Source organism: Streptococcus sp. oral taxon 061 (assembly GCF_013394695.1).
Classification (GTDB): Bacteria; Bacillota; Bacilli; order Lactobacillales; family Streptococcaceae; genus Streptococcus.
The window spans coordinates 190,973-217,702 of record NZ_CP058258.1; the positions used below are offsets into that span (position 1 = coordinate 190,973).

Annotated in this window: 28 protein-coding genes; 21 read left to right on the forward strand and 7 right to left on the reverse strand. The window is 39.9% G+C overall.

Annotated features, from left to right (window positions below):
- Positions 1-289: 289 nt before the first annotated feature.
- Positions 290-1,000: a leucine-rich repeat domain-containing protein gene (locus HW271_RS00930; protein WP_178894510.1), complete on the forward strand. Its 711-nt coding sequence runs from the start codon at positions 290-292 to the stop codon at positions 998-1,000.
- 83 nt (positions 1,001-1,083) lie between these two features.
- Here HW271_RS00930 and HW271_RS08840 read toward each other — a convergent pair whose 3' ends face one another.
- The 4 genes from HW271_RS08840 to HW271_RS00945 are packed head-to-tail and all read right to left on the reverse strand — an operon-like array spanning position 1,084 to position 3,991.
- Positions 1,084-1,173, reverse strand: a complete 90-nt coding sequence (locus HW271_RS08840; protein ID WP_367400507.1) for an IS3 family transposase — start codon at positions 1,171-1,173, stop codon at positions 1,084-1,086.
- A gap of 60 nt (positions 1,174-1,233) precedes the next feature.
- A complete protein-coding gene (locus HW271_RS00935) occupies positions 1,234-2,145 on the reverse strand; it encodes a PTS system mannose/fructose/sorbose family transporter subunit IID (protein WP_178894511.1) in 912 nt (303 codons plus the stop codon).
- A gap of 14 nt (positions 2,146-2,159) precedes the next feature.
- Positions 2,160-2,972, reverse strand: a complete 813-nt coding sequence (locus tag HW271_RS00940) for a PTS mannose/fructose/sorbose transporter subunit IIC (RefSeq protein WP_006151319.1) — start codon at positions 2,970-2,972, stop codon at positions 2,160-2,162.
- Positions 2,973-3,001: 29 nt separating this feature from the next.
- Positions 3,002-3,991 (reverse strand): PTS sugar transporter subunit IIB, encoded by a 990-nt coding sequence (locus HW271_RS00945; RefSeq protein ID WP_178894512.1) that lies wholly within the window; start codon positions 3,989-3,991, stop codon positions 3,002-3,004.
- A 324-nt stretch (positions 3,992-4,315) separates the two neighbouring features.
- Here HW271_RS00945 and HW271_RS00950 point away from each other — a divergent pair, with 324 nt between their 5' ends.
- From HW271_RS00950 to HW271_RS00985, 8 genes are all read left to right on the forward strand, one after another.
- Positions 4,316-5,593: a gamma-glutamylcysteine synthetase gene (locus HW271_RS00950; protein WP_178894513.1), complete on the forward strand. Its 1,278-nt coding sequence runs from the start codon at positions 4,316-4,318 to the stop codon at positions 5,591-5,593.
- A 74-nt stretch (positions 5,594-5,667) separates the two neighbouring features.
- The gene (gene thrC, locus HW271_RS00955; protein WP_178894514.1) at positions 5,668-7,152 is read left to right on the forward strand and encodes a threonine synthase; all 1,485 of its coding nucleotides are present in this window, start codon (positions 5,668-5,670) and stop codon (positions 7,150-7,152) included.
- Positions 7,153-7,212: 60 nt separating this feature from the next.
- Positions 7,213-8,493, forward strand: a complete 1,281-nt coding sequence (locus HW271_RS00960; protein WP_178894515.1) for an MATE family efflux transporter — start codon at positions 7,213-7,215, stop codon at positions 8,491-8,493.
- A 3-nt stretch (positions 8,494-8,496) separates the two neighbouring features.
- Positions 8,497-9,111 carry an HAD family hydrolase gene (locus HW271_RS00965; RefSeq protein WP_178894516.1) on the forward strand — a complete coding sequence of 205 codons (615 nt, stop codon included), beginning with the start codon at positions 8,497-8,499 and terminating at the stop codon, positions 9,109-9,111.
- A 175-nt stretch (positions 9,112-9,286) separates the two neighbouring features.
- Positions 9,287-10,444: a LysM domain-containing protein gene (locus tag HW271_RS00970; protein WP_178894517.1), complete on the forward strand. Its 1,158-nt coding sequence runs from the start codon at positions 9,287-9,289 to the stop codon at positions 10,442-10,444.
- A gap of 149 nt (positions 10,445-10,593) precedes the next feature.
- On the forward strand, positions 10,594-11,457 hold the full coding sequence (locus tag HW271_RS00975) for a DUF2262 domain-containing protein (RefSeq protein WP_178894518.1): 864 nt from the start codon (positions 10,594-10,596) through the stop codon (positions 11,455-11,457).
- Positions 11,458-11,621: 164 nt separating this feature from the next.
- On the forward strand, positions 11,622-12,038 hold the full coding sequence (locus HW271_RS00980; protein ID WP_398588023.1) for a MarR family winged helix-turn-helix transcriptional regulator: 417 nt from the start codon (positions 11,622-11,624) through the stop codon (positions 12,036-12,038).
- 10 nt (positions 12,039-12,048) lie between these two features.
- On the forward strand, positions 12,049-12,411 hold the full coding sequence (locus HW271_RS00985; protein WP_178894519.1) for a DUF1304 domain-containing protein: 363 nt from the start codon (positions 12,049-12,051) through the stop codon (positions 12,409-12,411).
- Between the two features lie 47 nt (positions 12,412-12,458).
- Here HW271_RS00985 and HW271_RS00990 read toward each other — a convergent pair whose 3' ends face one another.
- On the reverse strand, positions 12,459-13,316 hold the full coding sequence (locus tag HW271_RS00990; protein WP_178894520.1) for a DUF975 family protein: 858 nt from the start codon (positions 13,314-13,316) through the stop codon (positions 12,459-12,461).
- 116 nt (positions 13,317-13,432) lie between these two features.
- On the opposite strand from HW271_RS00990, the gene tgt reads away from it, so the two are divergent.
- The 4 genes from tgt to HW271_RS01010 all read left to right on the forward strand — a co-directional run bounded on the left by tgt (position 13,433) and on the right by HW271_RS01010 (position 18,425).
- The gene (tgt, locus tag HW271_RS00995) at positions 13,433-14,575 is read left to right on the forward strand and encodes a tRNA guanosine(34) transglycosylase Tgt (protein WP_178894521.1); all 1,143 of its coding nucleotides are present in this window, start codon (positions 13,433-13,435) and stop codon (positions 14,573-14,575) included.
- Between the two features lie 134 nt (positions 14,576-14,709).
- Entirely contained in the window at positions 14,710-16,527 is a 1,818-nt protein-coding gene (locus tag HW271_RS01000; RefSeq protein ID WP_178894522.1) for an acyltransferase family protein, read from the forward strand.
- A gap of 79 nt (positions 16,528-16,606) precedes the next feature.
- Positions 16,607-17,955, forward strand: a protein-coding gene (locus HW271_RS01005) for an IS3 family transposase (protein ID WP_178894523.1) whose coding sequence is annotated in 2 segments (ribosomal slippage) — positions 16,607-17,048 and positions 17,048-17,955 — 1,350 coding nt in all. Because the reading frame shifts where the segments join, the coding sequence is not laid out codon by codon here.
- A gap of 128 nt (positions 17,956-18,083) precedes the next feature.
- Entirely contained in the window at positions 18,084-18,425 is a 342-nt protein-coding gene (locus HW271_RS01010) for a metal-sulfur cluster assembly factor (protein ID WP_178894524.1), read from the forward strand.
- Positions 18,426-18,480: 55 nt separating this feature from the next.
- Here the strand turns inward: HW271_RS01010 and ilvD are convergent, their stop codons facing one another.
- Entirely contained in the window at positions 18,481-20,184 is a 1,704-nt protein-coding gene (gene ilvD, locus HW271_RS01015) for a dihydroxy-acid dehydratase (protein WP_178894525.1), read from the reverse strand.
- Between the two features lie 216 nt (positions 20,185-20,400).
- Between ilvD and rpmF the strand changes: the two genes are divergently transcribed.
- The 8 genes from rpmF (at position 20,401) to HW271_RS01055 (ending at position 26,288) form a co-directional block, all read left to right on the forward strand.
- Complete coding sequence (gene rpmF, locus HW271_RS01020) at positions 20,401-20,583, forward strand: 50S ribosomal protein L32 (RefSeq protein WP_000290417.1); 183 nt, start codon at positions 20,401-20,403, stop codon at positions 20,581-20,583.
- A gap of 15 nt (positions 20,584-20,598) precedes the next feature.
- Positions 20,599-20,748, forward strand: coding sequence for a 50S ribosomal protein L33 (gene rpmG / locus HW271_RS01025; RefSeq protein WP_001265622.1), 150 nt, complete (start codon positions 20,599-20,601; stop codon positions 20,746-20,748).
- Between the two features lie 552 nt (positions 20,749-21,300).
- Positions 21,301-21,933: a YesL family protein gene (locus HW271_RS01030; protein ID WP_302851380.1), complete on the forward strand. Its 633-nt coding sequence runs from the start codon at positions 21,301-21,303 to the stop codon at positions 21,931-21,933.
- On the forward strand, positions 21,911-23,584 hold the full coding sequence (locus HW271_RS01035) for a sensor histidine kinase (protein ID WP_178894527.1): 1,674 nt from the start codon (positions 21,911-21,913) through the stop codon (positions 23,582-23,584). Before HW271_RS01030 ends, HW271_RS01035 begins: the two co-directional genes overlap by 23 nt.
- 2 nt (positions 23,585-23,586) lie before the next feature.
- A complete protein-coding gene (locus HW271_RS01040; protein WP_178894528.1) occupies positions 23,587-24,873 on the forward strand; it encodes a response regulator transcription factor in 1,287 nt (428 codons plus the stop codon).
- Between the two features lie 61 nt (positions 24,874-24,934).
- Complete coding sequence (locus tag HW271_RS01045) at positions 24,935-25,465, forward strand: ABC transporter permease (RefSeq protein WP_178894529.1); 531 nt, start codon at positions 24,935-24,937, stop codon at positions 25,463-25,465.
- Positions 25,466-25,540: 75 nt separating this feature from the next.
- Positions 25,541-26,008, forward strand: a complete 468-nt coding sequence (nrdI, locus tag HW271_RS01050; RefSeq protein ID WP_070678690.1) for a class Ib ribonucleoside-diphosphate reductase assembly flavoprotein NrdI — start codon at positions 25,541-25,543, stop codon at positions 26,006-26,008.
- A 70-nt stretch (positions 26,009-26,078) separates the two neighbouring features.
- Positions 26,079-26,288 carry a hypothetical protein gene (locus HW271_RS01055; protein ID WP_178894530.1) on the forward strand — a complete coding sequence of 70 codons (210 nt, stop codon included), beginning with the start codon at positions 26,079-26,081 and terminating at the stop codon, positions 26,286-26,288.
- Positions 26,289-26,321: 33 nt separating this feature from the next.
- Here the strand turns inward: HW271_RS01055 and HW271_RS01060 are convergent, their stop codons facing one another.
- Positions 26,322-26,570 carry a MarR family transcriptional regulator gene (locus HW271_RS01060; RefSeq protein WP_178894531.1) on the reverse strand — a complete coding sequence of 83 codons (249 nt, stop codon included), beginning with the start codon at positions 26,568-26,570 and terminating at the stop codon, positions 26,322-26,324.
- Between the last annotated feature and the right edge of the window lie 160 nt (positions 26,571-26,730).

Below are 26,730 nucleotides of genomic sequence, written 5' to 3' on the forward strand. Positions count from 1 at the left end.
GATGCATATTTAGGTCCTCAATCTATCGCAACCGCAATTAAAGACGGGCGAGAAGTTGCGACAGAAGTACATGAATCGTTTAAAGAAAACATATAAATAACTTGTGGTGCCTTTCGTTTTTTACTGGGAAAATTAAGGAACTATAGTTATAAATACTTAAAGATATTAATATATTAACATGCGTATATTTATAGGAAGATTAAATAGAAATATTTGATATTAGCAAGAATATCTACATCTTATAACATATAGGTATTAATATATTCATAAAATATTAGGAGGAGAAATAATGAACAAGAAACTATTATCAGGCTTATGTGCAGCAATACTCTTATCAGGTTTAGTAGGCTGTGGACCTAAAGAACCAAAACAAGACACTACAACAAGTACATCTACAAACGAAACAAAGGAAACTGAAAAAAACACAACAACTACAACAAACAACTCTGAAGTAACTGAGAAGAACTTCAAAGACTTCCCAGAGACAGATGAAAAGTACTTCACATATGATGAATGGCAAGAAGGTTATGTTATCTATAGTTGTACTTCCGATGACAAGGTTGTTCGTGTACCAAAGGAAATCAAAGGTAAACCTGTTATCGCAATTGGAGAACGTGGTCTAGCAAACCTAAAGAACTGTGAGGCAATCGTTCTACCAGATACAGTACGTTATCTATCGAAAGCTGCATTTGCGATTGATGGTGCTCTAAAGTATGTATACTTAGGTAAGTCAATAGAAACAGTAGAAGATGATATCTTCAATGGATGTAGTTCTCTTGAAGAAGTAACTTTCCCAGAAGGCACAAAGAGTATTGGAACATTAGTATTCTGGGGCACAAAGTCAATTAAATCCATTACAATTCCAGCAAGTGTAACAGAAATTACAGACATATTCTATTTTGTAGATAACTGTAACCCAGATGTAGAAATTCATACACCTAAGGGATCAAAAGCAGAAGAAGTAGCTAAAACAATGGGACTTAAAGTAGTAAATGACTAAAGGGGAATAGTATGAACAAGAAACTACTATCAGGCTTAGGGACTGACCCCAAAAAGTGAGAATTTAATAAAAACACCCTAGGGCTACCGTCTTCGGTATTCAACCGGAGACAGGTAGTCCAATTTTTGTTGGATTCTTTTTTCATTAGGTTCTTCATCAACACTATTTGACAAAGAGCCAAAAGAATCAGGTGATAAACCTGATTCTTTTTTGTTTGTATATTCTCACCGAGATTACATGATACCGAAGTAACGAGCTGCGATACCAACTGCAAAGAGTGCAAGGATGATTGTGATTGGAGATACTTTTTTCTTAAGCAACCACATGCAAAGGAAAGTAAGGAGAAGTCCCATCAATCCTGGGATCAATGAGTTCAACTGACCTTGAAGCGTTTGTGGTTGAACGCTATCCAAACTCAAACCACTAAGTGCTTGACCAAGAATACCCTTCAATTCTCCACCTGTAACAGCGCCTTCTGGGAAGTTGATGTAAGCACCTTCTGCCAATTGTTTACCTGGAAGATTGACAGTGAAGTTGATAGAAACCCAACGTTGTACAAGAACGGCAAGGATGAACATACCAAGGATAGAAGCCCCTTTAGTGATGTCTTTCAAGATACCACCAGACATGTCTTTAGTGATTTCAGATCCAGCCTTGTAACCAAACTCTTGTGTGTACCATAGGAAAGACATACGAATTGCATTCCATCCAAAGAAGAAGAGAAGTGGACCAACGATGTTACCAGTTGCAGCAAGTGATGCACCAAGGGCACCAAGGATAGGACGTACTGTAAACCAGAAGACTGGGTCACCGATACCAGCAAGGGGTCCCATCATACCGATTTTAACACCTTGGATAGCAGCGTCATCGATTTCAGTACCGTTTGCACGTTCTTCTTCAAGTGCAAGAGTAACTCCCATGATTGGAGCAGCTACGTATGGGTGAGTGTTGAAGAACTCAAGGTGGCGCTCAAGAGCAGCGGCTTGGTCTTCTTTTTTAGTGTAAAGTTTCTTGATAGCTGGGATCAAAGAGTAAGCCCAACCCAAGTTTTGCATACGTTCGTAGTTCCATGAACCTTGAAGGAATTGTGAACGCCACCAAACTTTTTGGCGATCTGATTTTGATAATTGAATTTTTTCAGCCATGATTGTTCCCCTTTCTAGTAGTCTTCTAGGATATCACCGATTGGATCGTTAGAAGTTGCAGCTCCTCCGCCACCGTTTCCACCTTGTTTAGAAAGGTTGAGGTAGATGAAGGCAAGGGCAACACCGATGACACCAAGGGCAATCAAAGTCAATTGAGAGATTGCTGCAAGAGCAAAACCGATAGCGAAGAATGGCCATACTTCACGAGTAGCCATCATGTTGATAACCAAAGCGTAACCAACGGCAACGACCATGGCACCACCGACAGCCATACCACCTTTAAGCCATTCTGGCATAAGTTCCAATACTCCTTGAACTGCTTCAGTTGGCATTGCAAGCAAGAGTGCAGCTGGGATAGCAATACGTAGACCTTGAAGAGCAAGGGCAAAGTAGTGAGCGCGTTCAACAGCTGCAATGTTTCCTTCTTTAGCAGCAGCATCTGCAGTGTGAACCAAACCAACTGAGATTGTACGAACGATCATAGTCAAGAAAAGTCCAGCTACGGCAAGAGGGATTGCAGTTGCAGTTGCGACTGCGATACCTTCAGTAGTAAAGTTACCACCTTTGATCATGATAATTGCAGCAGCAACAGAAGCAAGAGCCGCGTCAGGAGCTACGGCAGCTCCGATGTTAGCCCAACCAAGGGCGATCATTTGAAGTGATCCACCAAGCATAACCCCTGCTTCGAGGTTACCAGTTACAAGACCGATAAGGGTACATGCTACGATTGGTTGATGGAATTGGAATTGGTCGAGGATACCTTCAAGACCTGCGAAGAAGGCAACAACTACAACCAAGATAGCAGAAATGATTGAAATATCTGACATGGTTTTATTCCTTTTCTATTTAATGTTAATTATTGAACGTTAGCTTTGCTAATCAAGTCAAACAAATCTTTTTTAGTGTCGTTTGGTACTTTACGTACGTCAAATTCAACACCAAGATCACGCATTTTTTCAAATGTAGCAACGTCGTCTTTGTCCATTGACAATACGTTGTTGATCATTGTTTTACCAGTTGAGTGAGCCATTGATCCAACGTTAAGAGTCTTAATTGGCACACCGCCTTCGATAGCACGAAGGGCGTCTTGAGGTGTTTCAAACAAGATAAGGGCGTGTGTGTTACCAAAACGAGGATCTTTTGCAACCTCAATCAATTTTTTGATTGGAACAACGTTAGCTTTCACTCCGTTAGGAGCAGCTTGTTTGATCAACTCTTTACGCAATTCGTCGTTTGCAACGTTATCTGAAGCAACGATGATACGGTCTGCTTTTGAATCTGGTGTCCAAGCAGTTGCAACTTGTCCGTGAAGAAGACGTGTGTCAAGACGAGCAAGATTGATTTTCAATTTACCGTCTCCGATAACTGTTCCTTCTGGGATAGCAGCTTGGGCTACAGGAGCAGCTGCAGCAGTTGCAACTTCCTCAGCTGGGTTTAGCTCTTCTGGAAGAGCCTTGATGCCATCTTTAGCTTCTTTAATGATGTTCGCAGCGACTTTATCCACTCCAGCATTCGCGTCCATAAGACGCTCTGTGTAGGCTTGGATCAACATCGGCAAGTTAAGTCCAGTGATGATGGCAAATTTACGCTCAGGATTTTCTCCCATTACGCGACTAGCTTGGTTAAATGGAGAACCACTCCAAAGGTCAGCCAAGACTAGAACCTCATCTTCTGCGTCAAATGCAGCCACAGCATTGTTGAATTTGGCGTATAAATCATCTGGACCTTCGTTTGGCATAAAGGTTACAACTTGAACCTTTTCTTGTTCACCAAAGATCATAGATCCTGACTGATGAATACCCGCGGCAAATTCACCGTGGCTCGCAATAATGATTCCGATACTCATTATTGTCATTCCTCCTTATAAAATGTTTGACTTGTAGTTTAAGAAAACTTTAAGACTCTTTAAGTATAAACCGTTTTCAGCAAAAAATCAACTACTTATAATAAATCCTAAGAATGTAAGGGGGAAGTTTGTTTTTGAAGATATTGATATATCGATACTTTTCGAGATTTCATAAAATCTTGCATGGGAAAATTAGTATAAAACTTCAAAGTAATTAACAATTTGTTGAAAGTCGTTTTTCGGTCAAGTTCTCATAGAGTTTTTTGGTATAATATAGAAAGCAATTGATGTTTCTAGTAAGAGAATTTAGAGTGAGAGGTATATATGTCCCCTTCTGTTCAGTTATTGAAAAAACGTTATTTAAAAAATATCAAAGAAAATCCAGAACTCTACATTGGTATTGAGTTGGAGTTTCCTATCGTACACACGAAAGGGAAATCCACAGATATTGAAGTCACCAAGGACTTGATGCGATTTTTAGTGGATGCTCTCAGCCTGGAAGTTGAAAAAGAGGACCAGGACGGAAATCCGATTCAACTTGTAGAACCAATGAGTCAGGATCGGATTCTATTTGAGGTTTCCTACACGACCTTGGAGTTTGCCTTTGGTAGAGCCCAGAAAATCCAAGAGGTCGAAGGACGATTTCAAGCTTATATGAAGGTCATTCAGGAAAGGCTAGGCGAAAAGGATCATGCTATTCAGGGTTGGGGGATTCATCCAAACTGGGATCAGAATGACAATCGACCGGTGGCTTATCCACGCTACCAGATGCTGATGGATTACCTACATATGGGAAGTCGCCAAGAGATAGTTAATTTGCATGACTTCCCACAATATGGAGCCTTTATCTGTGGGAGTCAAGTTCAGTTGGATGTATCGACTGCTAACTACCTACGTGTCATTAATGCTTTCACTCAGATTGAAGCAGCAAAAGCTTACTTATTTGCCAATTCTGAGTTTTCGGGAGCAGACTGGGATACTCAGATTTCACGAGATATTTTTTGGGAAGACTCTATGCATGGGATTTATCCAGAGAACGTTGGTGTCAATTCAAAACTCTTCAAAGATGAGGATGATTTCTTTGATTATCTAGACCACTCTGCGATTTTCACAGCAGAACGAGATGGAGAAACCTACTATTTTTCTCCGATTCGTGCTAGAGATTACCTAGCTACTGATGAGATTCATGCTTATACTTTAAATGGGAAAGAGACTCTGCTTGTCCCTCAAGAAAAGGATTTTCAAACGCACCGTAGTTATCAATTCCAAGACTTAACAACTCGAGGAACAGTCGAATTTCGGAGTGTTTGTACACAACCCCTAGACCGCACTTTTGCTTCGGCAGCCTTTCACTTGGGACTTTTGGTGAATTTAGACAAGCTTGAAGCTTACCTAGAAACAGCTCCTTTCTTTGAAAGTTTTGGTCGTGATTACAAGTCTTTGAGACGACAATTTTCTAAGAAGCAGCTCACAGACGAGGAAAAAGCTGGGATTGTACGTTTTTCCAAAGACTTGCTAGCGATAGCAGAGCAAGGTCTTGAGATGAGAGGTCAAAGTGAAATGACCTACTTAGAGCCTTTAAAAGAAGAAATGACTCTATAATTTTCTTATAAAGGGAGAATTTTCTGAAAAATCATGTTATAATGGATGAGACTATAGATAAAGGATAGAGATTTATGACATTAGTTTATCAATCAACGCGTGATGCGAAAAATACCGTAACAGCCAGTCAAGCAATTTTGCAAGGTTTGGCAACAGATGGAGGTTTATTTACTCCAGTTAGCTATCCAAAGGTAGATTTGGATTTTGATACATTGAAAGATGCTTCTTACCAAGAAGTGGCCAAGCTTGTCTTGTCAGCCTTCTTGGATGACTTTACAGCAGAGGAGTTGGACTACTGTATCAACAATGCCTATGACAGCAAGTTTGACACTCCAGCTATCGCTCCTCTTGTTAAACTCGATGGCCAATACAACTTGGAACTTTTCCACGGTTCAACTATTGCCTTTAAAGATATGGCCTTGTCCATCTTGCCATACTTTATGACGACAGCTGCTAAGAAACATGGCTTGGAAAACAAGATTGTCATCTTGACAGCAACATCTGGGGACACTGGGAAGGCTGCCATGGCTGGATTTGCAGATGTTCCAGGCACTGAAATCATCGTCTTTTATCCAAAAGACGGTGTCAGCAAGGTGCAAGAGTTGCAAATGACCACTCAAACTGGGGACAACACTCATGTTATCGCCATTGATGGAAACTTTGATGATGCTCAGACAAATGTGAAGCATATGTTCAACGATGTGGCCCTTCGCGAGAAATTGGCAGCAAACAAGCTCCAATTTTCATCAGCCAACTCTATGAATATTGGCCGTTTGGTACCACAAATTGTCTACTATGTTTATGCCTACGCTCAGCTTGTTAAAACTGGCGAGATTGTGGCTGGTGACAAGGTTAACTTTACCGTACCGACAGGAAACTTTGGAAATATCTTGGCTGCCTTTTACGCCAAACAAATCGGCCTACCAGTCGGCAAGCTAATCTGTGCTTCAAATGACAACAATGTCTTGACAGATTTCTTTAAAACTCGTGTTTATGACAAGAAGCGTGAATTTAAAGTGACCACTAGCCCATCTATGGATATCTTGGTGTCTTCAAACTTGGAGCGCTTGATTTTCCATCTTTTGGGAAATGATGCTGAAAAGACAGCGGAACTCATGAATGCCTTGAACACTCAAGGTCAGTATGAATTGACAGACTTTGATACAGAGATTTTGGACCTCTTTGCGGCAGAGTATGCAACAGAAGCAGAGACCGCAGCAGAAATTAAGCGTGTCTATGAGGCTGATTCTTACATTGAGGATCCTCATACAGCGGTTGCTTCAGCAGTTTATAAAAAATACCAAGCAGCGACTGGTGATGCGACCAAGACAGTGATTGCATCAACAGCTAGTCCTTACAAATTCCCAGTGGTTGCGGTGGAAGCTGTAACTGGACAATCAGGTCTTAGCGACTTTGAAGCCTTGGCTCAATTACATGAAATTTCAGGAGTAGCAGTGCCACCAGCAGTTGATGGCCTTGAAACAGCTCCAGTTCGTCACAAGACAACTGTTGCAGCAGCAGAGATGCAGACTGCAGTAGAATCTTATCTAGGACTTTAAAACAGAGGAAGTAAACTCGGTTGGGAAACTAACTGAGTTTCTTTTCATCAGGAGGAAGGATTGTTTAAGAAATATAAAGATATTCTCAACATAGCCCTGCCAGCCATGGGTGAAAATTTCTTGCAGATGCTCATGGGAATGGTGGATAGTTATCTGGTGGCCCATCTAGGTTTGATAGCCATTTCGGGTGTATCTGTAGCGAGCAATATTATCACCATTTACCAGGCAATTTTTATTGCTCTAGGAGCTGCGATTTCAAGCGTCATTTCAAAAAGTTTGGGGCAGAAGGACCAGTCTAGACTGGCCTACCATGTGACAGAAGCACTCAAAATCACCCTACTCTTGAGTTTATTTTTAGGAGCCTTGTCCATCTTTGCAGGACAAGAGATGATAGGTCTTTTGGGGACAGAAACGGCTGTAGCTGAGAGTGGTGGACTATACCTAGCTTTAGTTGGTGGGACAATTGTCCTCTTGGGCTTGATGACTAGTCTGGGTGCCTTGATTCGTGCTACCCATAATCCTCGTCTCCCCCTCTATGTGAGTCTCTTGTCCAATGCCTTGAATATTGTCTTTTCAAGTATGGCTATTTTTATCCTTGATATGGGCATTGCTGGTGTAGCTTGGGGAACCATTCTATCTCGTTTGGTCGGGGTTGTGATTTTGTGGTCACAATTAAAACTTCCATATACGAGGCCAAGGTTTGGACTGGATAAAGACTTGCTAAACTTGGCTTTACCTGCAGCGGGAGAGCGTCTCATGATGCGAGCTGGAGATGTTGTCATTATTGCCTTGGTTGTTTCCTTTGGGACAGAGGCAGTTGCGGGAAACGCGATTGGTGAAGTCTTGACTCAATTTAACTACATGCCTGCTTTTGGTGTCGCGACGGCAACAGTAATGCAGGTGGCACGAGCAGTAGGGGAGAATGATTGGGCAAGGGTGGACAAGCTCAGTAGGCAAACTTTTTGGCTATCCCTCTTTCTCATGTTGCCCTTGACGCTTAGTATCTATGCTCTCGGAACCCCACTAAGTTACCTCTACACCAGTGATCCTGTGGCTATTGAAGCCAGTGTTTTGGTGACGCTGTTCTCTCTACTAGGGACTCCAATGACGACGGGGACAGTCATTTATACAGCTATCTGGCAGGGTTTGGGAAATGCTCGCCTCCCCTTTTATGCAACAAGTATCGGGATGTGGTGTATCCGTATCGGAACAGGCTACCTGATGGGAATTGTTCTTGGTTGGGGCTTGCCTGGTATCTGGGCAGGGACGCTTTTGGATAATGGTTTCCGTTGGATGTTCCTACGCTATCGTTATCAAGTTTATATGACATCGAAAGGATAAGAAATGCAAGAAACAGCTTTTATTTGGGATTTGGATGGAACCTTACTGGATTCTTATGAAGCCATTTTAGCAGGAATTGAGGAAACCTATCGTCAGTTTTCTCTTCCTTATAATAAGAAAGAAGTTAGAGCTTTTATCTTGAAATATTCTGTCCAGGATTTATTGGAGCAAGTGGCAAAAGAGCGAGGACTAGATGTAGGGCTCCTCAATCAAGTTCGTGCTCAGAGCTTGGCTGAAAAAAATGCCCAAGTCGTCTTGATGCCAGGTGCACGTGAGGTTCTAGCTTGGGCAGATCAGCAAGGAATTCAGCAATTTGTCTATACTCATAAAGGAGACAATGCCTTTACCATTTTACGTGATCTAGGATTGGATTCTTATTTTACAGAAATTTTGACAAGCCAGAGCGGTTTTGCTCGTAAACCAAGTCCAGAAGCAGCTACCTACCTCATCGATAAATACCACTTGGATCCAGAACAGACCTATTATATAGGAGATAGAACTTTGGATATCGATTTTGCTCAAAACAGTGGCATCCAGAGTATCAATTTCCTTGCCTCTCCCGCAGCTTGTAATCAACAGATAGAGCATTTAGAAGATATTAGCTCGCTTTCTTTCTAGAGTTTTTTAGGAAGAATGTGTCAGCTTGATGACAAGAAACTAACAAACTATTTCAAGTAATTTGATTTGTTACAACGAATGTACAGTTCTGTTAAATAGCCCCAAAAGGGCTTTTTTAATTTTTTCTTTGTGTTATGATAGACAGGTACTACATTTGAAAAGGAGTTTGAATAGTATGAAGATAAGAATTATTTTAGCATCAACAGTAGCTTTATCACTTGCCCCTTCTTTGGCAGCTCAAGCAGAGGAAATTGCATGGTCGCCACGTACAGTAGAGCAAATTCAAAACGATGTTGCTAAAAGCGAAAATAAAACAAGTTATACAATTAAGTACGGAGATACCCTAAGTACAATTGCAGAAGCTTTGGGAGTAGACTTAAATGTCCTTGCTAACTTGAACAAGATCAGCAATATTGATTTGATTTTCCCTGAGACAGTTCTTACTACAACTGTTAACGAAGATGAAGAAGTAACAGAAGTTGAAGTATACACACCTCAAGAAAACAGTGGTGAAGGAACAACTGCGACAGCAGATTTGACAAACAACCAAGTCACTGTTGATGATCAAACTGTAAAAGTTGAAGATTTGACTCAACCAGTTGAAGAAACAGAGGTTGTAGCAGAAACAACAGATTCACAAGCTAGTGAGGATGCAACAACAGAAACTGCAACACCAGCAGAAGAAACAGTAGTAGATACTACTACAGAGGCTGCAGCAGAAACATCTGCCGTCGAAGAAACAGCAACTACTGTTGAGGAAACAACTACGATCGCTGAACCAACAACTACAGTTGCTGAACCAACTACAACTGTTGAAGAAACAACGACTACAGTTGAGGAGACAACTACAACAGAAGCTACTACTGAAGAAGTAACAGAAGCTCAGTCAGCTCCAGCAACTTATCAAGCTGAACCAAGTCAAGGTGCATCAGCAACTTATACAGCGCCAGCCGCTCCTGATTATGCAAGTATTGCAGCTTCAAAATCAGAAAATGCAGGTCTACAACCACAAACGGCTGCCTTTAAAGAAGAAGTAGCTAACTTGTTCGGTATCACATCATTTAGTGGTTACCGCCCAGGAGATAGTGGGGATCACGGAAAAGGTCTTGCTATTGACTTTATGGTTCCAGTAAGTTCAGCCCTAGGTGACCAAATTGCAGATTATGCTATCCAAAATATGGCTAGCCGTGGCATCAGTTACATCATCTGGAAACAACGTTTCTACGCACCATTTGATAGCAAATACGGACCAGCCTACACTTGGAATCCAATGCCAGATCGTGGAAGCGTTACAGAAAACCACTATGACCACGTACACGTATCGATGAACTAAGAATAATGAGAAGTTGGGAACTTGAGTTTCCGCTTCTTTTTTTGTTATGACACACTTTATAAGTGAAATAAAATTTAAAACACGATATAATGTAAGCGGATACAAAGCTACACTAACGATTTTAAGCATAGAGCGAAAGGATGATAAGAATGACAAACCGATTAAAACCCCCATTTGAGAAAACAAGAGATGATTTTGAACAGGAATTTTGTGGAGAAATTGTTGAGCTCTTGATTTTTACCCTCCAAAATGTAAATGGGGCTGCTTCTTTAAAAGATGGATGTCTAATGCCGTCCGTTCATTTTAAAGCTAGTGTCAATGTCGAAACTCAGGACTTTTCTGAACTTGAAGGACGTTTGGAATGGCTCCTGACTCCGGAAGAATTTAAAGAAAAGCATTGGGGCTTTAGTTTTGAACCCTACAAAATTCACCGCATTAAGTGTCAAAAACGTCCCTTCATGGAGTTAGAGCCTTATATGTCAGAAGTGGCGAACAATTGCTACCGCTTGCTGGAATACCTAGATGACCAATCTACGGATGCTAGGTTAGAGACCTTGATTGAAACCTACCAGAAACCTGTTATCATTCGAGACGCTATTGGGGAGTTCACCCTAAATAGAGCATATTCTTGGTTTGAAGGCTTCATCACCTATGAAGGCGGTAAGATTCATGCTATGTTTGATGCGGGTGCAGATGAAAGTCTTCCTCCAAGTTCTTTCGATGATTTAAAGAAATTTATGGGATCTTTCCAAGTTCAAGATGCTAAGATTAAAGACTATATCGTCAAAGAACTGTGGGAAACAGCTCAAGACTGGATTGATTCAGATGAAAATGATGTGGAGTTAACAGAAGAGTATTTTACCAACTCACTTTCCTTGAGTGAACTATCGATCAACGAAGATGGGGAATTGACTCTCTACTATGATGATAGCGAGGAAATTTTTGCAGGCCATGCTATCGAAGTTGTCATCGATAAAGAGGGAGAAATCCTTCGAGCAGATTTGGTAGGTTAGCGCTGGATTTTATCTAGGAATATAAAAAAATAGCCTTTTGGGATTGAAACCAAGAGGCTTTTTTCGGAGTGAGCAAAAGATTTGCATCGTCAATTTATTTGTAGTAGACTTGATAAGTCAATTATTGATAAATCAAATATTTACAAAAGGAGAAAATACTAAAAATGCATGAATTACTGTACCAGCTCCATTTAACAGATCAAACGATCACTCAACTTTTTGAAAAACAATTGGGAATTAGTTTGACCCGCTATCAAATCCTGCAGTTTTTACTACAAAAATCACCTTGTACACAAATTGCTGTTCAGGAGAAGTTACGGATTGACCAAGCAGCCTTGACCCGCCATTTTAAGATACTGGAGTCAGAAGGTTATGTCAGTCGTAAGCGTAATCCGATCAATCAGCGGGAAGTTTTAGTTGAATTAACCCAAGAAGCCAAGAATCAACTCTTGGTCAATCCGCCTAAACATCACTTGCGAGTGAAGGAACAGATGGAGAGCATTTTATCGACAACTGAGCAGAGAGAGCTGATAACTTTACTAACAAAACTAGTCTCAGGTTTAGAAAAAATAGAATTTTAAGGAGAAAACGATGTCAATCATTACTACTATCTTAGCAACTATCGTTGCCCTCGAGCATTTTTATATTTTTTATTTGGAAAGTATCGCAACCCAATCAGACGCAACCAGCCGTGTCTTTAATATGAACAAGGAAGAATTAGCACGACCATCTGTCACCTCACTGTTTAAAAACCAAGGAATTTATAATGCCTTGATTAGGGTGTTTCTTATTTACGGAATTTATTTCTCACATAGCTTAGAAATCGTAACAATCTTTGTTTTATTTGTCATAGGAGCAGCGACCTATGGTGCCTTAACTGCAGATAAAAAAATCATTCTCAAGCAAGGTGGTCCAGCAATCTTAACTCTTTTGAGCATCCTCTTATTAAAATAAAAATAACCAGCACTTTCTATGAAGGTGCTGGTTTTTAATAACTGATCTTAAACTTTTCTCCGCTTGATTTCAAGTAACCTTTGATAGAAGAAGATTTGGCTACTGTAGATATAAGGGAAGATAGAAATACTTGCAATTCCAAAGCTTATCCAGATAAGGAGATACCATGGAAGTAGCTGTAAATCAAGGACGAAGCGTTGAAACTTATAGCCTTTCATGAGAAAGCGGCTGGTATGTAGCACACGACTTGGTTTAGCAATCCCGATTGCAAGGGTGTCACATAAGAGCAGTTCAACTTGGGAATAGGCATAATATTGTGGCAGATAGAGAATAGTTCCTAAAATCATTACAAGGACACTACCAAAGAAGTAGAGCGCGAAAGTAAGTAGGAAGTGTTCGATATCTGGATTTGTCACGTCGACAGATGGGAATTCGGGATGAAGTTCCACAAATTTACGAGCCATAGCGCTGCTATAAAAGAGCAAGTAGACTCCAAAAAGATTAGGAATGCTCCATAAAAAGAGATAGAAACGCTTGAGCAATAGAGTTAGAAATGTCTGGGTAAAGAAGCGGTTGTCAAGCAAGGACAGGCTATCTTTAAAGGAAAGCTCTATCTCAGAAATTCTGTAAAGATTAATGGTAGTAAAGAGAGCACCAGCTAGGATAATGGAGCTTGTAAATCCAACGGCAATCGGAAAGAGAGCAGATTGGATTGTGATCCCTAGAAAACTCAAGAAGGACTGTTCAAGAATGCCCTCGTCGAGAAGGGATAAAGGTCTGATGAAGCTCGATAGAATCAAGAGAATACTTGGCAATAAAAAGACAAGCAGCAGACGTGGGTGTTCAGCTTGAAATTGTCTAGCCTGCTGGCGAACTTCTTTTAAATTAATTTTTGGGTACTTCATTCTTTCATTATACCATAGTTCGTGACAGTTCCTGTTTTTTTTGATAGAATCATACAGTATGCCCTTGGGCACAAAGTAAGAACTGGGACTGTCTTTCCCAGCTTCGGAGGTAAAAAATGTCAGATTCACCAATCAAATATCGATTGATTAAAAAAGAAAAACACACAGGAGCTCGTCTTGGGGAGATTATTACACCCCATGGAACTTTTCCAACGCCTATGTTTATGCCGGTCGGAACTCAAGCGACGGTAAAAACTCAGTCTCCTGAAGAATTGAAAGAGATGGGGTCGGGAATAATCCTGTCCAACACTTATCACTTGTGGCTTCGACCAGGTGACGAACTCATTGCCCGTGCTGGGGGGCTGCATAAGTTCATGAACTGGGATCAACCAATCTTAACAGATAGTGGTGGTTTCCAAGTGTATTCTCTAGCAGATAGCCGTAATATCACAGAAGAAGGGGTAACGTTTAAGAATTACCTCAATGGTTCTAAGATGTTCTTGTCACCAGAAAAGGCCATCTCTATCCAAAATAATTTAGGTTCAGACATCATGATGTCCTTTGATGAGTGCCCTCAATTTTATCAACCCTATGATTATGTAAAAAAATCAATCGAACGTACCAGTCGTTGGGCTGAACGTGGCTTGAAAGCTCACCGTCGTCCACATGACCAAGGTTTATTTGGGATTGTACAAGGGGCAGGATTTGAAGACCTTCGTCGTCAGTCAGCTCAAGACCTTGTCAGCATGGACTTCCCAGGCTACTCTATCGGTGGACTAGCCGTTGGAGAAACCCATGAGGAGATGAATGCAGTTTTGGACTTTACGACCCAACTTCTTCCTGAAAATAAACCTCGTTACTTGATGGGGGTAGGAGCGCCAGATAGCTTGATTGATGGGGTGATTCGTGGGGTAGATATGTTTGACTGTGTCTTGCCGACGCGTATCGCTCGTAATGGTACTTGTATGACTAGCCAAGGACGTTTGGTTGTCAAGAATGCCCAGTTTGCTGAGGACTTCACACCACTTGATCCAGAGTGTGATTGCTACACATGTAAGAACTACACCCGTGCCTATCTTCGTCACTTGCTCAAGGCTGATGAAACCTTTGGTATCCGCTTGACAAGTTACCATAACCTTTACTTCTTGCTCAACCTCATGAAGCAGGTTCGTCAGGCTATCATGGATGATAATCTTTTGGAATTCCGTGAGCATTTTGTTGAAAAATATGGCTATAACAAGTCTGGACGTAATTTCTAAATTTAACTTAATGTCAGCTAAAAATCCTAAGTTTTATCTTAGGATTTTTCTGTTTTTTTTGATAGAATAAAGGTATTATGGATTGAAAATTAGATGGCTTTTTTGCCAATCTAATGAATGGAGAATAAACTCGTATGCGTATTAAATGGTTTTCCTTAATTAGGATTACAGGTTTACTTTTGGTACTCTTGTACCATTTCTTTCAGACGCTTTTCCCAGGAGGTTTCTTTGGGGTTGACGTCTTCTTCACATTTTCAGGTTTTTTAATTACTTCACTATTATTAGAAGAATTTGGACAAAAAGGTAAGATTGATGTCCTAGGATTTTTTAGACGACGCTTCTATCGAATTTTTCCGCCAGTTGTTTTGATGGTCCTCGTTGTTATGCCTTTCACGTTTTTGGTTCGTCAGGATTATGTGGCAGGAATCGGCGGTCAAATTGCCGGTGTTCTTGGATTTATGACTAACTTCTATGAAATGTTGACAGGAGGAAGTTATGAATCTCAGTTTATCCCTCACCTCTTTGTTCACAACTGGAGCTTAGCTGTTGAAGTTCATTACTATATCTTGTGGGGCTTAGCAGTCTGGTTCTTGTCCAAACGAGCAAAAACAAGTGGACAACTACGAGGAATGATTTTCCTGCTTTCCTCAGCAACATTTATGATTAGCTTCCTTTCTATGTTTATTGGTAGCTTTATCGTTAGTTCCTACTCAACACTCTACTTCTCAACTTTGACTCATGTATTTCCGTTCTTCTTAGGTAGTGTGCTTGCTACCGTAATTGGGGTTCGTCATGCAACGCCACTTCTTAAACGTTTGAATAGAAGCTTGGATTTGAAGCAGACTTTGCTAGTCTTTGGGGCTGGTCTAGGAGTCTTGCTCTTATTGACTTTCTTTGTGAAATTCACTTATCTCTTTGCCTATTTACTTGGCTTCTTGTTAGCAAGTTTAGCTACACTTCTGATGATTGTTGCAGCACGACTTTTGCATGAGAAAACTCCGACAATCGAAGAACCAAAGATTATCGGTTTTTTAGCAGACACTAGCTATGCCGTCTATCTTTTCCACTGGCCGTTTTATATTATTTTCTCTCAATTGGTGGGAAATATACTAGCAGTGATTCTAACGATTATCTTCACTTATCTTTTCGCAACCCTTTCTTTCTATGTGATTGAACCTTTGATTGCAGGGAAGTCCAGCAAACTCTTGCGAATGGCAGAAGAAATTCCTCACATCAAGCCAATCTTTGCTGGTAGTGTTGGAGTTCTTAGTTTGATTACCTTGGTCGTGATACTGATAGCTCCACAAGTAGGTGCTTTTGAAACGGATTTGATGGTTACTGGTCTCAATCAAGCCCAAACTAATATTACTCGAACAAAAACTATGGCCGATCAAGCAGAAGCAAGTCGTTACAATATAGCTGACGGTGTATCCATCATCGGAGATTCTGTCACCTTGCGTGCTTCAGATGGACTGAAAGAAATCTTACCAGATGCTCAGATTGATGGTCAAGTCAGTCGAAATACCAAACAAGCAAATGCATTGATGCTGAATTACAGTCAGAATAAAGCCTTGCCTAAAATTGTAGTCATCGCGACTGGTGTTAATAATCCTGAAGATTATAAGGCTGATTTGGATCTACTGATAACAAATCTACCTAAGGGACATCAGCTTGTCCTTGTAACTCCATACGAGGGTGATACAACGCAGGAAACGCAACCTTACGTAGAACAGTATGCAAGCTATGCGCGTGAATTGGCACAAAAGTATCCATATATTGCACTTGCAGATTGGAATCAAGTCGCCAAAGATCATCCAGATATTTGGAAAGGGACAGACCGAGTTCACTTCGGTAGTGATACCACTAAGCAGGATGAAGGCGCTAAACTTTATGCAGAAACTATTAATAATGCCGTTAAAGCTCTGGCAGACAAACCTGTCAAATCAAAATAATCAATAAAAAGTAGAGATAGAATTGAACTGCACCCCAAAAGTTAGACAGGAAAAAATCTAACTTTTGGGGTGTTTTATTATGAAATTAACTTATGAAGATAAAGTTCGGATCTATGAACTCAAAAAGCAAGGAGAGAGCTTTAGAAAGCTTTCAAATCAATTTGGGATAAATATTTCTAATCTTCAGTACATGATTAAATTGATTGATCGTTATGGGATAAAAATCGTCAAAAAAGGAAAGAATTGTTACTATTCTCCTGAACTAAAACAAGAGATCATTGATAAAGTTCTTCTTGAAGGTCGTTCACAAATTAGGGTGTCTCTGGATTATGCTCTTCCAAGTAGTGGATTACTTTCGAATTGGCTGGCACAATACAAGAAAAACGGGTATACTATTGTTGAGAAAATAAGAGGGAGACCACCTAAAATGGGACGTAAGTCAAAGAAGAAACCTGAAGAGATGACAGAGTTAGAACGTCTTCAAGCAGAAAATGAATACCTGAGAGCGGAGAATGCTGTTCTAAAAAAGTTGAGAGAACTCCGATTGAGGGACGAAAAAGAGCAAGAAGAAAAACGGAAATTGTCCGAGGATTGGTAACAGAGTTTTCTTTAGAGATTCTTCTAAAGATTATTAAGCTTGCCCGTTCAACTTATTATTATCATTTAAAACAGCTCGATCAAAACGATAAAGATTATGATGTTAAAGTTGAAATTCAAGCTATTTTTACTGAGCATAAAGGGAATTACGGCTATCGTCGAATGACTCTTGAATTGAGGAATCGTGGTTTTGTAGTGAATCATAAGAAGGTGCAACGTCTAATGAAGGTCCTTGGTTTAAGTGCTCGAATTCGTCGTAAACGGAAGTATTCTTCATACCAAGGAGAGATTGGCAAGAAAGCAGACAATCTTATTCAACGTCAATTTGAAGCAACCAAACCAATGCAAAAGTGCTACACAGATGTGACAGAATTTACCATTCCAGCAAGCAGTCAAAAGCTTTATTTATCACCAGTTTTAGATGGCTTTAACAGCGAAATTATCTCCTACAATCTTTCTACTTCACCGAACTTAGTACAAATGAAAGCTATGCTAGAACAAGCCTTTACAGAGAACCATTACGAAAATACAATTCTCCATAGTGACCAAGGATGGCAATACCAACACGATTTCTATCATCATTTTTTAAAGAATAAGGGAATCCAACCATCTATGTCACGTAAGGGAAATAGCCCAGATAACGGTATGATGGAATCTTTCTTTGGCATTCTTAAGTCTGAAATGTTTTATGGTTATGAGAATACGTTTCAGTCACTTGAGCACTTGGAACAAGCTATTGTAGACTATATTGATTACTACAACAACAAACGAATTAAGGTAAAACTAAAAGGACTTAGTCCTGTACAATACAGAACTAAATCCTTTGGGTAAATTAATTGTCTAACTTTTTGGGGGCAGTACAAATCTCTACTTTTTTGCTTTAAACAGGATTGGGAAAAACTTGCCAAATTGTCAGAATTATGAGAAAATAGGAGCAGTCAAAAAATGGAGGGAATACAATGAGAGAAGACATCAAGATTAATGACCGTGCTCTAGCATTGGAAGACCAAATCATTGAAGTGCTCGAAAAAGTTTATGATACAGATGTAGAGCTAGATGTATACAACCTTGGATTGATTTATGAGATTCATTTAGATGAGGCTGGACTTTGTACGATTGTCATGACCTTCACTGATACTGCCTGTGATTGTGCAGAAAGTTTGCCGATTGAGATCGTAGTAGGTTTAAAACAAATTGATGGCATTGAAGATGTCAAGGTTGAAGTTACCTGGTCTCCGGCTTGGAAGATCACACGCATTAGTCGTTATGGACGCATAGCACTTGGACTGCCACCACGATAGTTATCTATTTTGAAATTACAAAAAAGCAAGCCATAAGGGCTTGCTTTTGATTTGCTTATTTTTTACCAGATTGTTCCATATTCCAGAAGTCTGTAACGGCACCACGTGATGCAGAAGATACGGTATGGGCATACTTACCGAGGACACCACGGCTATAGAGTGGTGGTAAGGTTGTTTCTGCCTTACGTTTTTTAAGTTCATCATCAGATACAGCCATGGAAATTTCTTTAGTATCTTGGTCAACAGTGACGATATCACCTGTACGGAGGTAGGCGATTGGTCCACCATCCTGTGCTTCAGGAGCGATATGTCCAACAACCAGACCATAAGTACCACCAGAGAAGCGTCCGTCTGTCAAGAGAGCAACCTTGTCTCCTTGACCTTTACCAACAATCATTGATGAAAGTGAGAGCATCTCAGGCATACCAGGACCACCCTTAGGACCAACAAAACGAACAACGACAACATCGCCATCAACGATTTCATCAGACAAGACAGCTTGGATAGCATCTTCTTCAGAATCAAATACCTTGGCTGGACCAACGTGACGACGAACTTTCACACCTGATACCTTGGCTACCGCACCGTCAGGAGCAAGATTACCGTTCAAGATGATAAGCGGACCATCTGCACGTTTAGGATTTTCAAGTGGCATAATGACTTTTTGCCCTGGTGTCAAATCTGCAAAGTCAGCTAAGTTTTCAGCAACAGTCTTACCAGTACATGTGATACGGTCTCCGTGAAGGAATCCATTTGCCAACAAGTACTTCATAACCGCTGGTACACCACCAACTTCGTAGAGGTCTTGGAAGACATACTGCCCAGAAGGTTTCAGGTCGGCCAAGTGAGGCACACGCTCTTGGATGGTATTGAAGTCCTCAAGTGACAAGTCAACATTAGCCGCATGGGCAATGGCGAGCAAGTGAAGAGTAGCATTTGTAGAACCACCGAGAGCCATAGTAACTGTAATGGCATCTTCAAAGGCTTCGCGAGTTAAGATATCAGATGGTTTGATCCCAAGTTCAAGCATTTTGACAACGGCGCGTCCAGCTGCTTCGATATCTTCTTTCTTATCAGCAGACTCTGCGGGGTGCGAAGAAGAGCCTGGCAAACTCATACCCAAAACTTCGATAGCAGTAGCCATGGTGTTGGCAGTATACATACCACCACAACCACCAGGGCCAGGGCAGGCATTACATTCGAGGCGTTTGACATCTTCAGCCGTCATATCACCGTGGTTCCATTTTCCGATTCCTTCAAATACAGAAACCAAGTCGATGTCTTTGCCATCTAGTTTTCCAGGGGCGATAGTACCACCGTAGGCGAAAATAGCTGGGATATTCATATTGGCAATGGCAATCATAGAACCAGGCATGTTCTTGTCGCAACCACCGATAGCTACAAAGGCATCTACGTTGTGGCCACCCATAGCAGCTTCGATAGAGTCCGCAATAATATCACGAGATGTCAAAGAGAAACGCATACCAGGCGTTCCCATAGCAATCCCATCAGCTACCGTAATGGTTCCAAATTGAACCGGCCAAGCACCAGCTGATTTGACACCTTCTTTTGCAAGCTTACCAAAGTCATGCAAGTGAATATTACATGGAGTGTTTTCTGCCCAGGTTGAAATGACCCCTACAATCGGTGTTTCAAAGTCTTTATCTGTCATCCCGGTTGCTCGCATCATGGCACGGTTTGGTGATTTAACCATGCTATCATAAATGCTGCTGCGGTGACGTTTATCTAATTCTGTCATTCAAGTCCCTCCTGTTTCAGTTTGTTCCATTATAGCACAATTTACGCATGAATAACAGAAGAAAATTCTTGAATTTTCAGACAATTCAATAATGAACTATAAAAAAATTAATCTTTTTTTGTCAAGTAACTTTACTTTACAAAAAAGTTTTGATATACTATTAAAGTTGATGAAAATCAAACCTAACTGAATTATATCTTAAAAGGAGAAAACAAAATGGCAGTACCTGCACGTCGCACTTCAAAAGCGAAGAAAAACAAACGTCGTACACACTACAAAGTAACAGCTCCATCTGTAAACTTTGACGAAACTACTGGAGATTACTCACGTTCTCACCGCGTATCACTTAAAGGATACTACAAAGGACGTAAGATCGCTAAAGCTGCATCAGCTGAATAATAGAAGGGAGATACCATGCGCGTAAATATTACACTTGAACACAAAGAATCTGGTGAACGCTTGTACCTTACTTCTAAAAACAAACGTAACACTCCAGACCGTCTTCAATTGAAGAAATACTCACCAAAACTTCGCAAACACGTTGTGTTTACAGAAGTGAAGTAAGCATTCAATACGAATCAATACATAAGAAAAACGCTCTAGTCCTATTGCCTGGAGCGTTTTTGTCTTGTTTTGAAATCACATATCAATTTTATCAACTTGTTATTTATTTGATCAATGTACATTTTGGCAGAAAAAAGAATACAGGACGAACAAATTCCTGTATTCTTAAAATAACTTAGAACAGATATGATAATGAAATGACTAATAAGATTATAGTGCAAATTATTTTTACGATTTTTACATGTTGTTTGAACAATTTATCAGAGAAAAGGCTCAATATAAGCACAACACAAAACAAAGTAGTTCTTAAAATAGAAATAGTCATGGCTAGTACTCCTTTCGTTATTTTATAAAGCCAATAATTGATTTGAATAGTAATTATTTAATCTGCAAAGATGTTGAACTTTTCTGAAACCCTCTTTGGTCATTAATCGGTATCTCTATCTATCTTTATTTTAGTACAAATATCATTATTAAACCAATAAATGTATTTATTTTTTACTGCTCCTATTTTTGAGAGCGCTTGAAATATGTTATAATAAAACTAGATTAATGTATAGGAGGCAAACCGTGGGAAATTTCATTGAGCTAGTCTTTCATCGTTTCTTTTTGGGGATGATTGCGACGGCTTATTTTTGGTTATTGACACTAGCAGGAGGAGTGGTCTTTGGTATAGCACCCGCTAGTGCAACTCTCATGAGTTTATATGCAGAACACGGTTATTCTTATCGTGCTTATCGTTTCAAGGAAGCATGGGCTTTATTTAAGAGCAATTTTGTAAAAAGCAATCTCAGTTTTTACACCTTTATAGGGATTGACTTCATCTTGATTTATGGCTTGTATCTGATGATTCAATTGCCAAACCAGACTATTATTCACTTGGCAGCAACCTTTCTAAATATCTTTTTAGTAGCCTTGGTATTTTTGGCCTATACGGTATCTTTAAAGTTGCAGGTTTACTTTGAATTATCCTATAAAAACACCCTAAAGCTTGCCTTTATCGGAATTTTTATGAGTTTATCAGCAGTGGCCAAGGTTCTATTTGGTAGCGTCTTGTTAGCCATTATTGGTTTCTATATGCCGGCCCTCATCGCTTTTGTAGGTATTGGGATGTGGCATTTCTTTATTAGTGATTTATTGGAGCCTGTTTATGAAAGTATTCATGAAAAATTGGCAACCAAATAAGACCAAACAGTTTCGCCTCCACTCACTCCTAAGAATTTATAGTCTGGTAATGATTATCATCATTTCCTGCTTTGCTCTCTTGATTTCTTATGCAGACTGGGATATGCGTGAAAGGGAAGCCAATCGTGTTGGCCAGCGTGTTCTCGCTCGAACAGTTGATGAGGTTGAATACTATTATCGAGAATCAACCCGCCTAGCTCAGGAATTGGTCGAGAATCAAGCCCGCATCGAAGGGATTTACAAATATTTTAGTCTCAGCACGCCGGATTATTTTTATTGGCAGTTAGAACGCAAGGCGTCGCCTTATATTTCTGTTTCCATTTATGAAAATATTGATGATATATACGTGCGAAACGATTTTGTAACGGGTGTGTCGATTGTTCTACAGGATTCAACAGATGTATTTGTTTCCAAAAGAGGAAACCGAGGTGGACAGAAGATTCCAGCTGATAGCTTTAAACCGGACGCCAATAGTTTCGCTGTTCCAGTGTCTGATCCCATATCGGACCAAGCTCTAGGGGTCATTTATATTTCCGTAGAACCAGAATTCCTCTATAAGGCGATTGACAATACTAGGGGAACAATTCCTGTAGCAGTAACTGTCATTGCACCATATGAAACAGATATGTTCTATATAGGGGCAAAAGGGACTAATGAATCTTGGTTAGTAGGAACAACAGCCCATGGTTATCAAGTTCGAGTAGCTGTACCAAAGGATTATGTTTGGAGTGGGACCTTAGCAAGTTCGACACTTATTTTAGGTTTGAGCGTCCTCTTTATCATCATTTTATATATGACCTTAAGAAGGACCTTTTCTGACTATCAAAGTCAGGTTGTGGACTTGGTGGATTCCATTCAAGCCATTACTAAGGGAGAGCAGACCAAGAGAATCGATACAGATAAAAAGGATCAGGAGTTGCTTCTAATTGCTGAGTCGACAAATGATATGTTGGATCGACTGGAAAGTAACATTCACGATATTTATCAGCTGGAACTCAATCAAAAAGATGCCAACATGCGAGCGCTACAAGCTCAGATTAATCCGCATTTCATGTATAATACTTTGGAATTTTTGCGGATGTATGCAGTTATGGAGAACCAAAATGAATTAGCAGATATCATCTATGAGTTCAGTAGTCTCCTGCGCAATAATATCTCTGACGAGCGAGAAACGACACTCAAACAAGAAGTGGAGTTTTGTCGGAAGTACAGTTATCTCTGTATGGTTCGCTATCCAAAATCCATTGCCTATGGATTTAAAATTGATCCTGAATTGGAAGAAATGCGTATTCCAAAGTTCACCCTCCAACCTTTAGTGGAAAATTATTTTGCCCATGGAGTTGATCATAAAAGAACAGATAATGTTATCAGTATCAAGGCTTTGAAACAAGATGGCTATGTCGAAATCTTGGTAACTGATAATGGCCGTGGAATGTCTGCTGAAAAACTAGCAGAAATCCAAGCTAAACTGTCTCAAAGAACCTTTGAACATACAGCAGATTATAGTAGGAAACGGCAGTCTATTGGGATTGTGAATATCCACGAACGTTTTGTGCTCTACTTTGGAGACCGCTATGATATTAGTGTTGAATCGGCTGAACAGGAAGGCGTTCACTATCGAATCACCATTCAGGACGAAGAGGAAGGATAAACATGTATAAAGTACTATTAGTTGACGATGAATACATGATTACAGAAGGACTCAAGCGTTTGATTCCTTTTGACAAGTGGGATATGGAAGTCGTTGCAACAGCCAATCATGCTGACGAGGCTTTGGACTATGTTCGAGAGCATCCTGTAGATGTCGTCATTTCTGATGTCAACATGCCCGACAAGACAGGTCTTGAAATGATTGGAGAGATGAAGGAACTCTTGCCAGATGCATATTATATCCTTCTCTCGGGTTATCAAGAATTTGACTATGTCAAAAAAGCTATGAATCTCAATGTTGTAGACTACCTTGTCAAACCAGTTGATAAGATCGAGCTGGAGCATTTACTTGAGAAAATCCTTGGTCAGCTTCGTGAGAAAGTGCATGAACCAGAAATGTTAAGTCAAAAATTAGATGAAGAAGCATTTAATGCGCATCTTTCTCAAAAAGAAAACTGGTGGATTGGTCTTTCAAAAGAAAAACAAGGGGATTTTGTTATTCCTTACTACGTTTTAGGTCAGGACTGGCAAATTGTGATTGCGGACCAGAAATTCGACGGTTTACTCGTTCTGCCTTTTGGGGCACCTTATCAGGCCAACTTTGAGAAATGGAAATTTAATGTAGAAAAAGCACTTTTCTATGGAACTGTAAACCTCGATCAGTCTGAAAGTCTCTTCTCATATTATGAACCCATCTATCGGGTGATTATCCAGGGAAATCTTCAGCAGATTATCGATGAGTTAAACCTACTCGAGAAGATTGTGCTAGAAAACACACCTAGAGTATCCATCACCAAGCAACTCTTTACTCAGTTTGTTATGGATGTCTTCCATCTCTTTGAGCATTTGAAAGCAGACGACATGACAGATATTGTCAAGAGAATTCATGCTATTACTAACTTTGAAGACTTAGTGGCTTATACAAAAGAAACCTTGACGTCCTTCTTTGGTCAATACCGCATGAATGAAAATGTCGTCAGTGTACTCGAAGTCATTGGTAGAGACTATAAAAAAGAGCTTTCTCTCAAGGATATCAGTAAGGATCTCTTTATCAATCCTGTTTACTTAGGTCAGTTAATCAAGAAGGAAACCAATTCAACTTTTGCAGAACTTCTCAATAAGCAACGGATTAAAGCAGCTCAGCAACTCTTACTATCTACAAATGATAGTATTGAGGACATTTGCTATACAGTTGGTTACAGTAATGTAGGCTATTTCTACAAGGTCTTTCGAAAACTATGTGGAAAGTCTCCTAAGGCCTACCGCAAGCAAATTGAGGTTACCCTCTAACTTTTGTCTTCCATCTTAAAATATGCTATAATAAATTCAAAAATATGAGGAGGTTGCTTTTATGAAAAAGAAACCAATCTATCTATGGGTTTTATTGGTGTTATCAGCGATTAGTTCATTCTTGGCAGTAGTTGGAATACTCACTCCAGTACCTAGTAAGGACGCCCTTCGTGCTAGCCAAGAAAATGTTGGAACACTTACTGCTCAACAAATAGAAGATGCTGTTAACTATGCCCACCAAGTGTCTGAGTCATCTCACTCTATTTTTAACACGATACTCATTATTCTATCTGCTATCCTAGTTGTAGTAGCCTTTGTTTTCTTAATTCGTAAGAACTTGCAGTTGGCAAACTACACTTATGTTGGATATGCCTTGCTAGCCATTGTTGGACTAGTCCATGACAATATGAATCTACAAGATGCTATGCAATTGATTAAAGATGACACCCTTCGTTTAGGAATGGAAGTCATGTCAAAAGTAACCACTATCATATTCATCGTCATCAATGTTATCTTTTTGGGAATCGTCTTTTATAAAATATGGCGTCAGCAAAAAGAACTAACAGAATCTCAAGAGGAAGAACTCGCCTAAGAGTTGACAAAGGATAACTATCAAGATACAATCTTGGTAGTTATTTTTTTGGATTCGAGAAAGAGGGAGGAAAAGATGAAAAAAATTTCCTTAGTTTATATCAGTCTGAGCGGGAACACGGAGAGTTTTGTGACACGTTTGAAAGCTTATTTGTTGGAGCAGTATGCGAATATTGATGTGGAAAAAATTCATATTAAAGACTTGGTCAAGGAAGGAGAAGACTTCTTTGAGATGACCAACCCATATGTAGCTTTTCTACCGACTTACCTAGAAGGTGGCAATGGCGTTGATAATGGAGATGTGGAAATCTTGACCACTCCAGTAGGTGACTTTATCGCATATGGTGATAATGCTAGCAAGTGTTTTGGTGTCGTAGGATCGGGTAACCGCAATTTCAATAACCAATACTGTTTGACCGCCAAGCAATATAGCCAGCGCTTTGGTTTTCCAGTCCTAGCTGACTTTGAGATGCGCGGAATGCTAGGAGATATCAAAAAGGTTGCAGGTATTATTGCAGAGCTTTATGAACTTGAATCCTTGTAAGAGGATAGAGTTGCTGGGCTAGATTTTTATCCCATGGATCATAGAATTATTTCAAAAGAGAACAGTTCAAATGAGTAAATTACAGAGATCATTTTTAAAGTATATAAAACGCAAACCAAGCTTCAAGGATATTATGCTATGCAGTGCTTTGTTGCTCTTGGCAATTAGTCTGATGATGTTTTCTGATAAAATTTTTGATGAAGATGCAGCACCATTTGGAACCATGGTATCCTTAGGGATTGTTATCCTGGTAGAAATCTTAGCTGTCAGAAATAAATAAAAAAGACTCGAGAAATGGTATCTCGAGTTTTTCTTATTTGCGAATTTCGTCAACGATTTCTTTTGAAATGGGAATTCCTAAACGGTAACCTTTGTTAATGTAGTCAATGACATCATTGATGTTTTCTATCGTTTGGATTTTCTCTTTGATAGTTGCACGAAAAGCTTGATCTTTCAATAGTTGGTTCTGAAGAAGTCTTTGAAGTTTCTCTTTTTCATATTTGTTGACAAGAAAGAGAAAAAGAAGACTGATAACAACTAGAATATAAGCATACTGGCTCATAAAAATTCTCCCTAAGTGATAAAGAAGTAGGTGGTAAGATAAAAGTAAAGTTTTTCACTTTTTGAGTGATGATACTGTAAAGCGCCTCTCTACTCGTTTTTGTTTAGATGAATGAGTAAGGCGTTTAGGCAAGTCGCCTTATTTACGACGTCGTGGCCCC

Bases quoted from the DNA above. Each gene is read 5' to 3' on its own strand.
- HW271_RS00975 (WP_178894518.1), top strand. From the start codon at position 10,594: ATGACAAACCGATTAAAACCCCCATTTGAGAAAACAAGAGATGATTTT.
- HW271_RS01010 (WP_178894524.1), top strand. From the start codon at position 18,084: ATGAGAGAAGACATCAAGATTAATGACCGTGCTCTAGCATTGGAAGAC.
- rpmF (WP_000290417.1), top strand. From the start codon at position 20,401: ATGGCAGTACCTGCACGTCGCACTTCAAAAGCGAAGAAAAACAAACGT.
- HW271_RS00940 (WP_006151319.1), bottom strand. From the start codon at position 2,972: ATGTCAGATATTTCAATCATTTCTGCTATCTTGGTTGTAGTTGTTGCC.
- HW271_RS00930 (WP_178894510.1), top strand. From the start codon at position 290: ATGAACAAGAAACTATTATCAGGCTTATGTGCAGCAATACTCTTATCA.
- HW271_RS01060 (WP_178894531.1), bottom strand. From the start codon at position 26,570: ATGAGCCAGTATGCTTATATTCTAGTTGTTATCAGTCTTCTTTTTCTC.
- HW271_RS00965 (WP_178894516.1), top strand. From the start codon at position 8,497: ATGCAAGAAACAGCTTTTATTTGGGATTTGGATGGAACCTTACTGGAT.
- HW271_RS00950 (WP_178894513.1), top strand. From the start codon at position 4,316: ATGTCCCCTTCTGTTCAGTTATTGAAAAAACGTTATTTAAAAAATATC.
- rpmG (WP_001265622.1), top strand. From the start codon at position 20,599: ATGCGCGTAAATATTACACTTGAACACAAAGAATCTGGTGAACGCTTG.
- HW271_RS00945 (WP_178894512.1), bottom strand. From the start codon at position 3,991: ATGAGTATCGGAATCATTATTGCGAGCCACGGTGAATTTGCCGCGGGT.
- HW271_RS00990 (WP_178894520.1), bottom strand. From the start codon at position 13,316: ATGAAGTACCCAAAAATTAATTTAAAAGAAGTTCGCCAGCAGGCTAGA.
- HW271_RS00935 (WP_178894511.1), bottom strand. From the start codon at position 2,145: ATGGCTGAAAAAATTCAATTATCAAAATCAGATCGCCAAAAAGTTTGG.
- thrC (WP_178894514.1), top strand. From the start codon at position 5,668: ATGACATTAGTTTATCAATCAACGCGTGATGCGAAAAATACCGTAACA.
- HW271_RS01040 (WP_178894528.1), top strand. From the start codon at position 23,587: ATGTATAAAGTACTATTAGTTGACGATGAATACATGATTACAGAAGGA.
- HW271_RS01045 (WP_178894529.1), top strand. From the start codon at position 24,935: ATGAAAAAGAAACCAATCTATCTATGGGTTTTATTGGTGTTATCAGCG.
- HW271_RS00970 (WP_178894517.1), top strand. From the start codon at position 9,287: ATGAAGATAAGAATTATTTTAGCATCAACAGTAGCTTTATCACTTGCC.
- tgt (WP_178894521.1), top strand. From the start codon at position 13,433: ATGTCAGATTCACCAATCAAATATCGATTGATTAAAAAAGAAAAACAC.
- ilvD (WP_178894525.1), bottom strand. From the start codon at position 20,184: ATGACAGAATTAGATAAACGTCACCGCAGCAGCATTTATGATAGCATG.
- HW271_RS00985 (WP_178894519.1), top strand. From the start codon at position 12,049: ATGTCAATCATTACTACTATCTTAGCAACTATCGTTGCCCTCGAGCAT.
- HW271_RS01035 (WP_178894527.1), top strand. From the start codon at position 21,911: ATGAAAAATTGGCAACCAAATAAGACCAAACAGTTTCGCCTCCACTCA.
- HW271_RS01055 (WP_178894530.1), top strand. From the start codon at position 26,079: ATGAGTAAATTACAGAGATCATTTTTAAAGTATATAAAACGCAAACCA.
- HW271_RS01030 (WP_302851380.1), top strand. From the start codon at position 21,301: ATGTATAGGAGGCAAACCGTGGGAAATTTCATTGAGCTAGTCTTTCAT.
- nrdI (WP_070678690.1), top strand. From the start codon at position 25,541: ATGAAAAAAATTTCCTTAGTTTATATCAGTCTGAGCGGGAACACGGAG.
- HW271_RS00980 (WP_398588023.1), top strand. From the start codon at position 11,622: ATGCATGAATTACTGTACCAGCTCCATTTAACAGATCAAACGATCACT.
- HW271_RS01000 (WP_178894522.1), top strand. From the start codon at position 14,710: ATGCGTATTAAATGGTTTTCCTTAATTAGGATTACAGGTTTACTTTTG.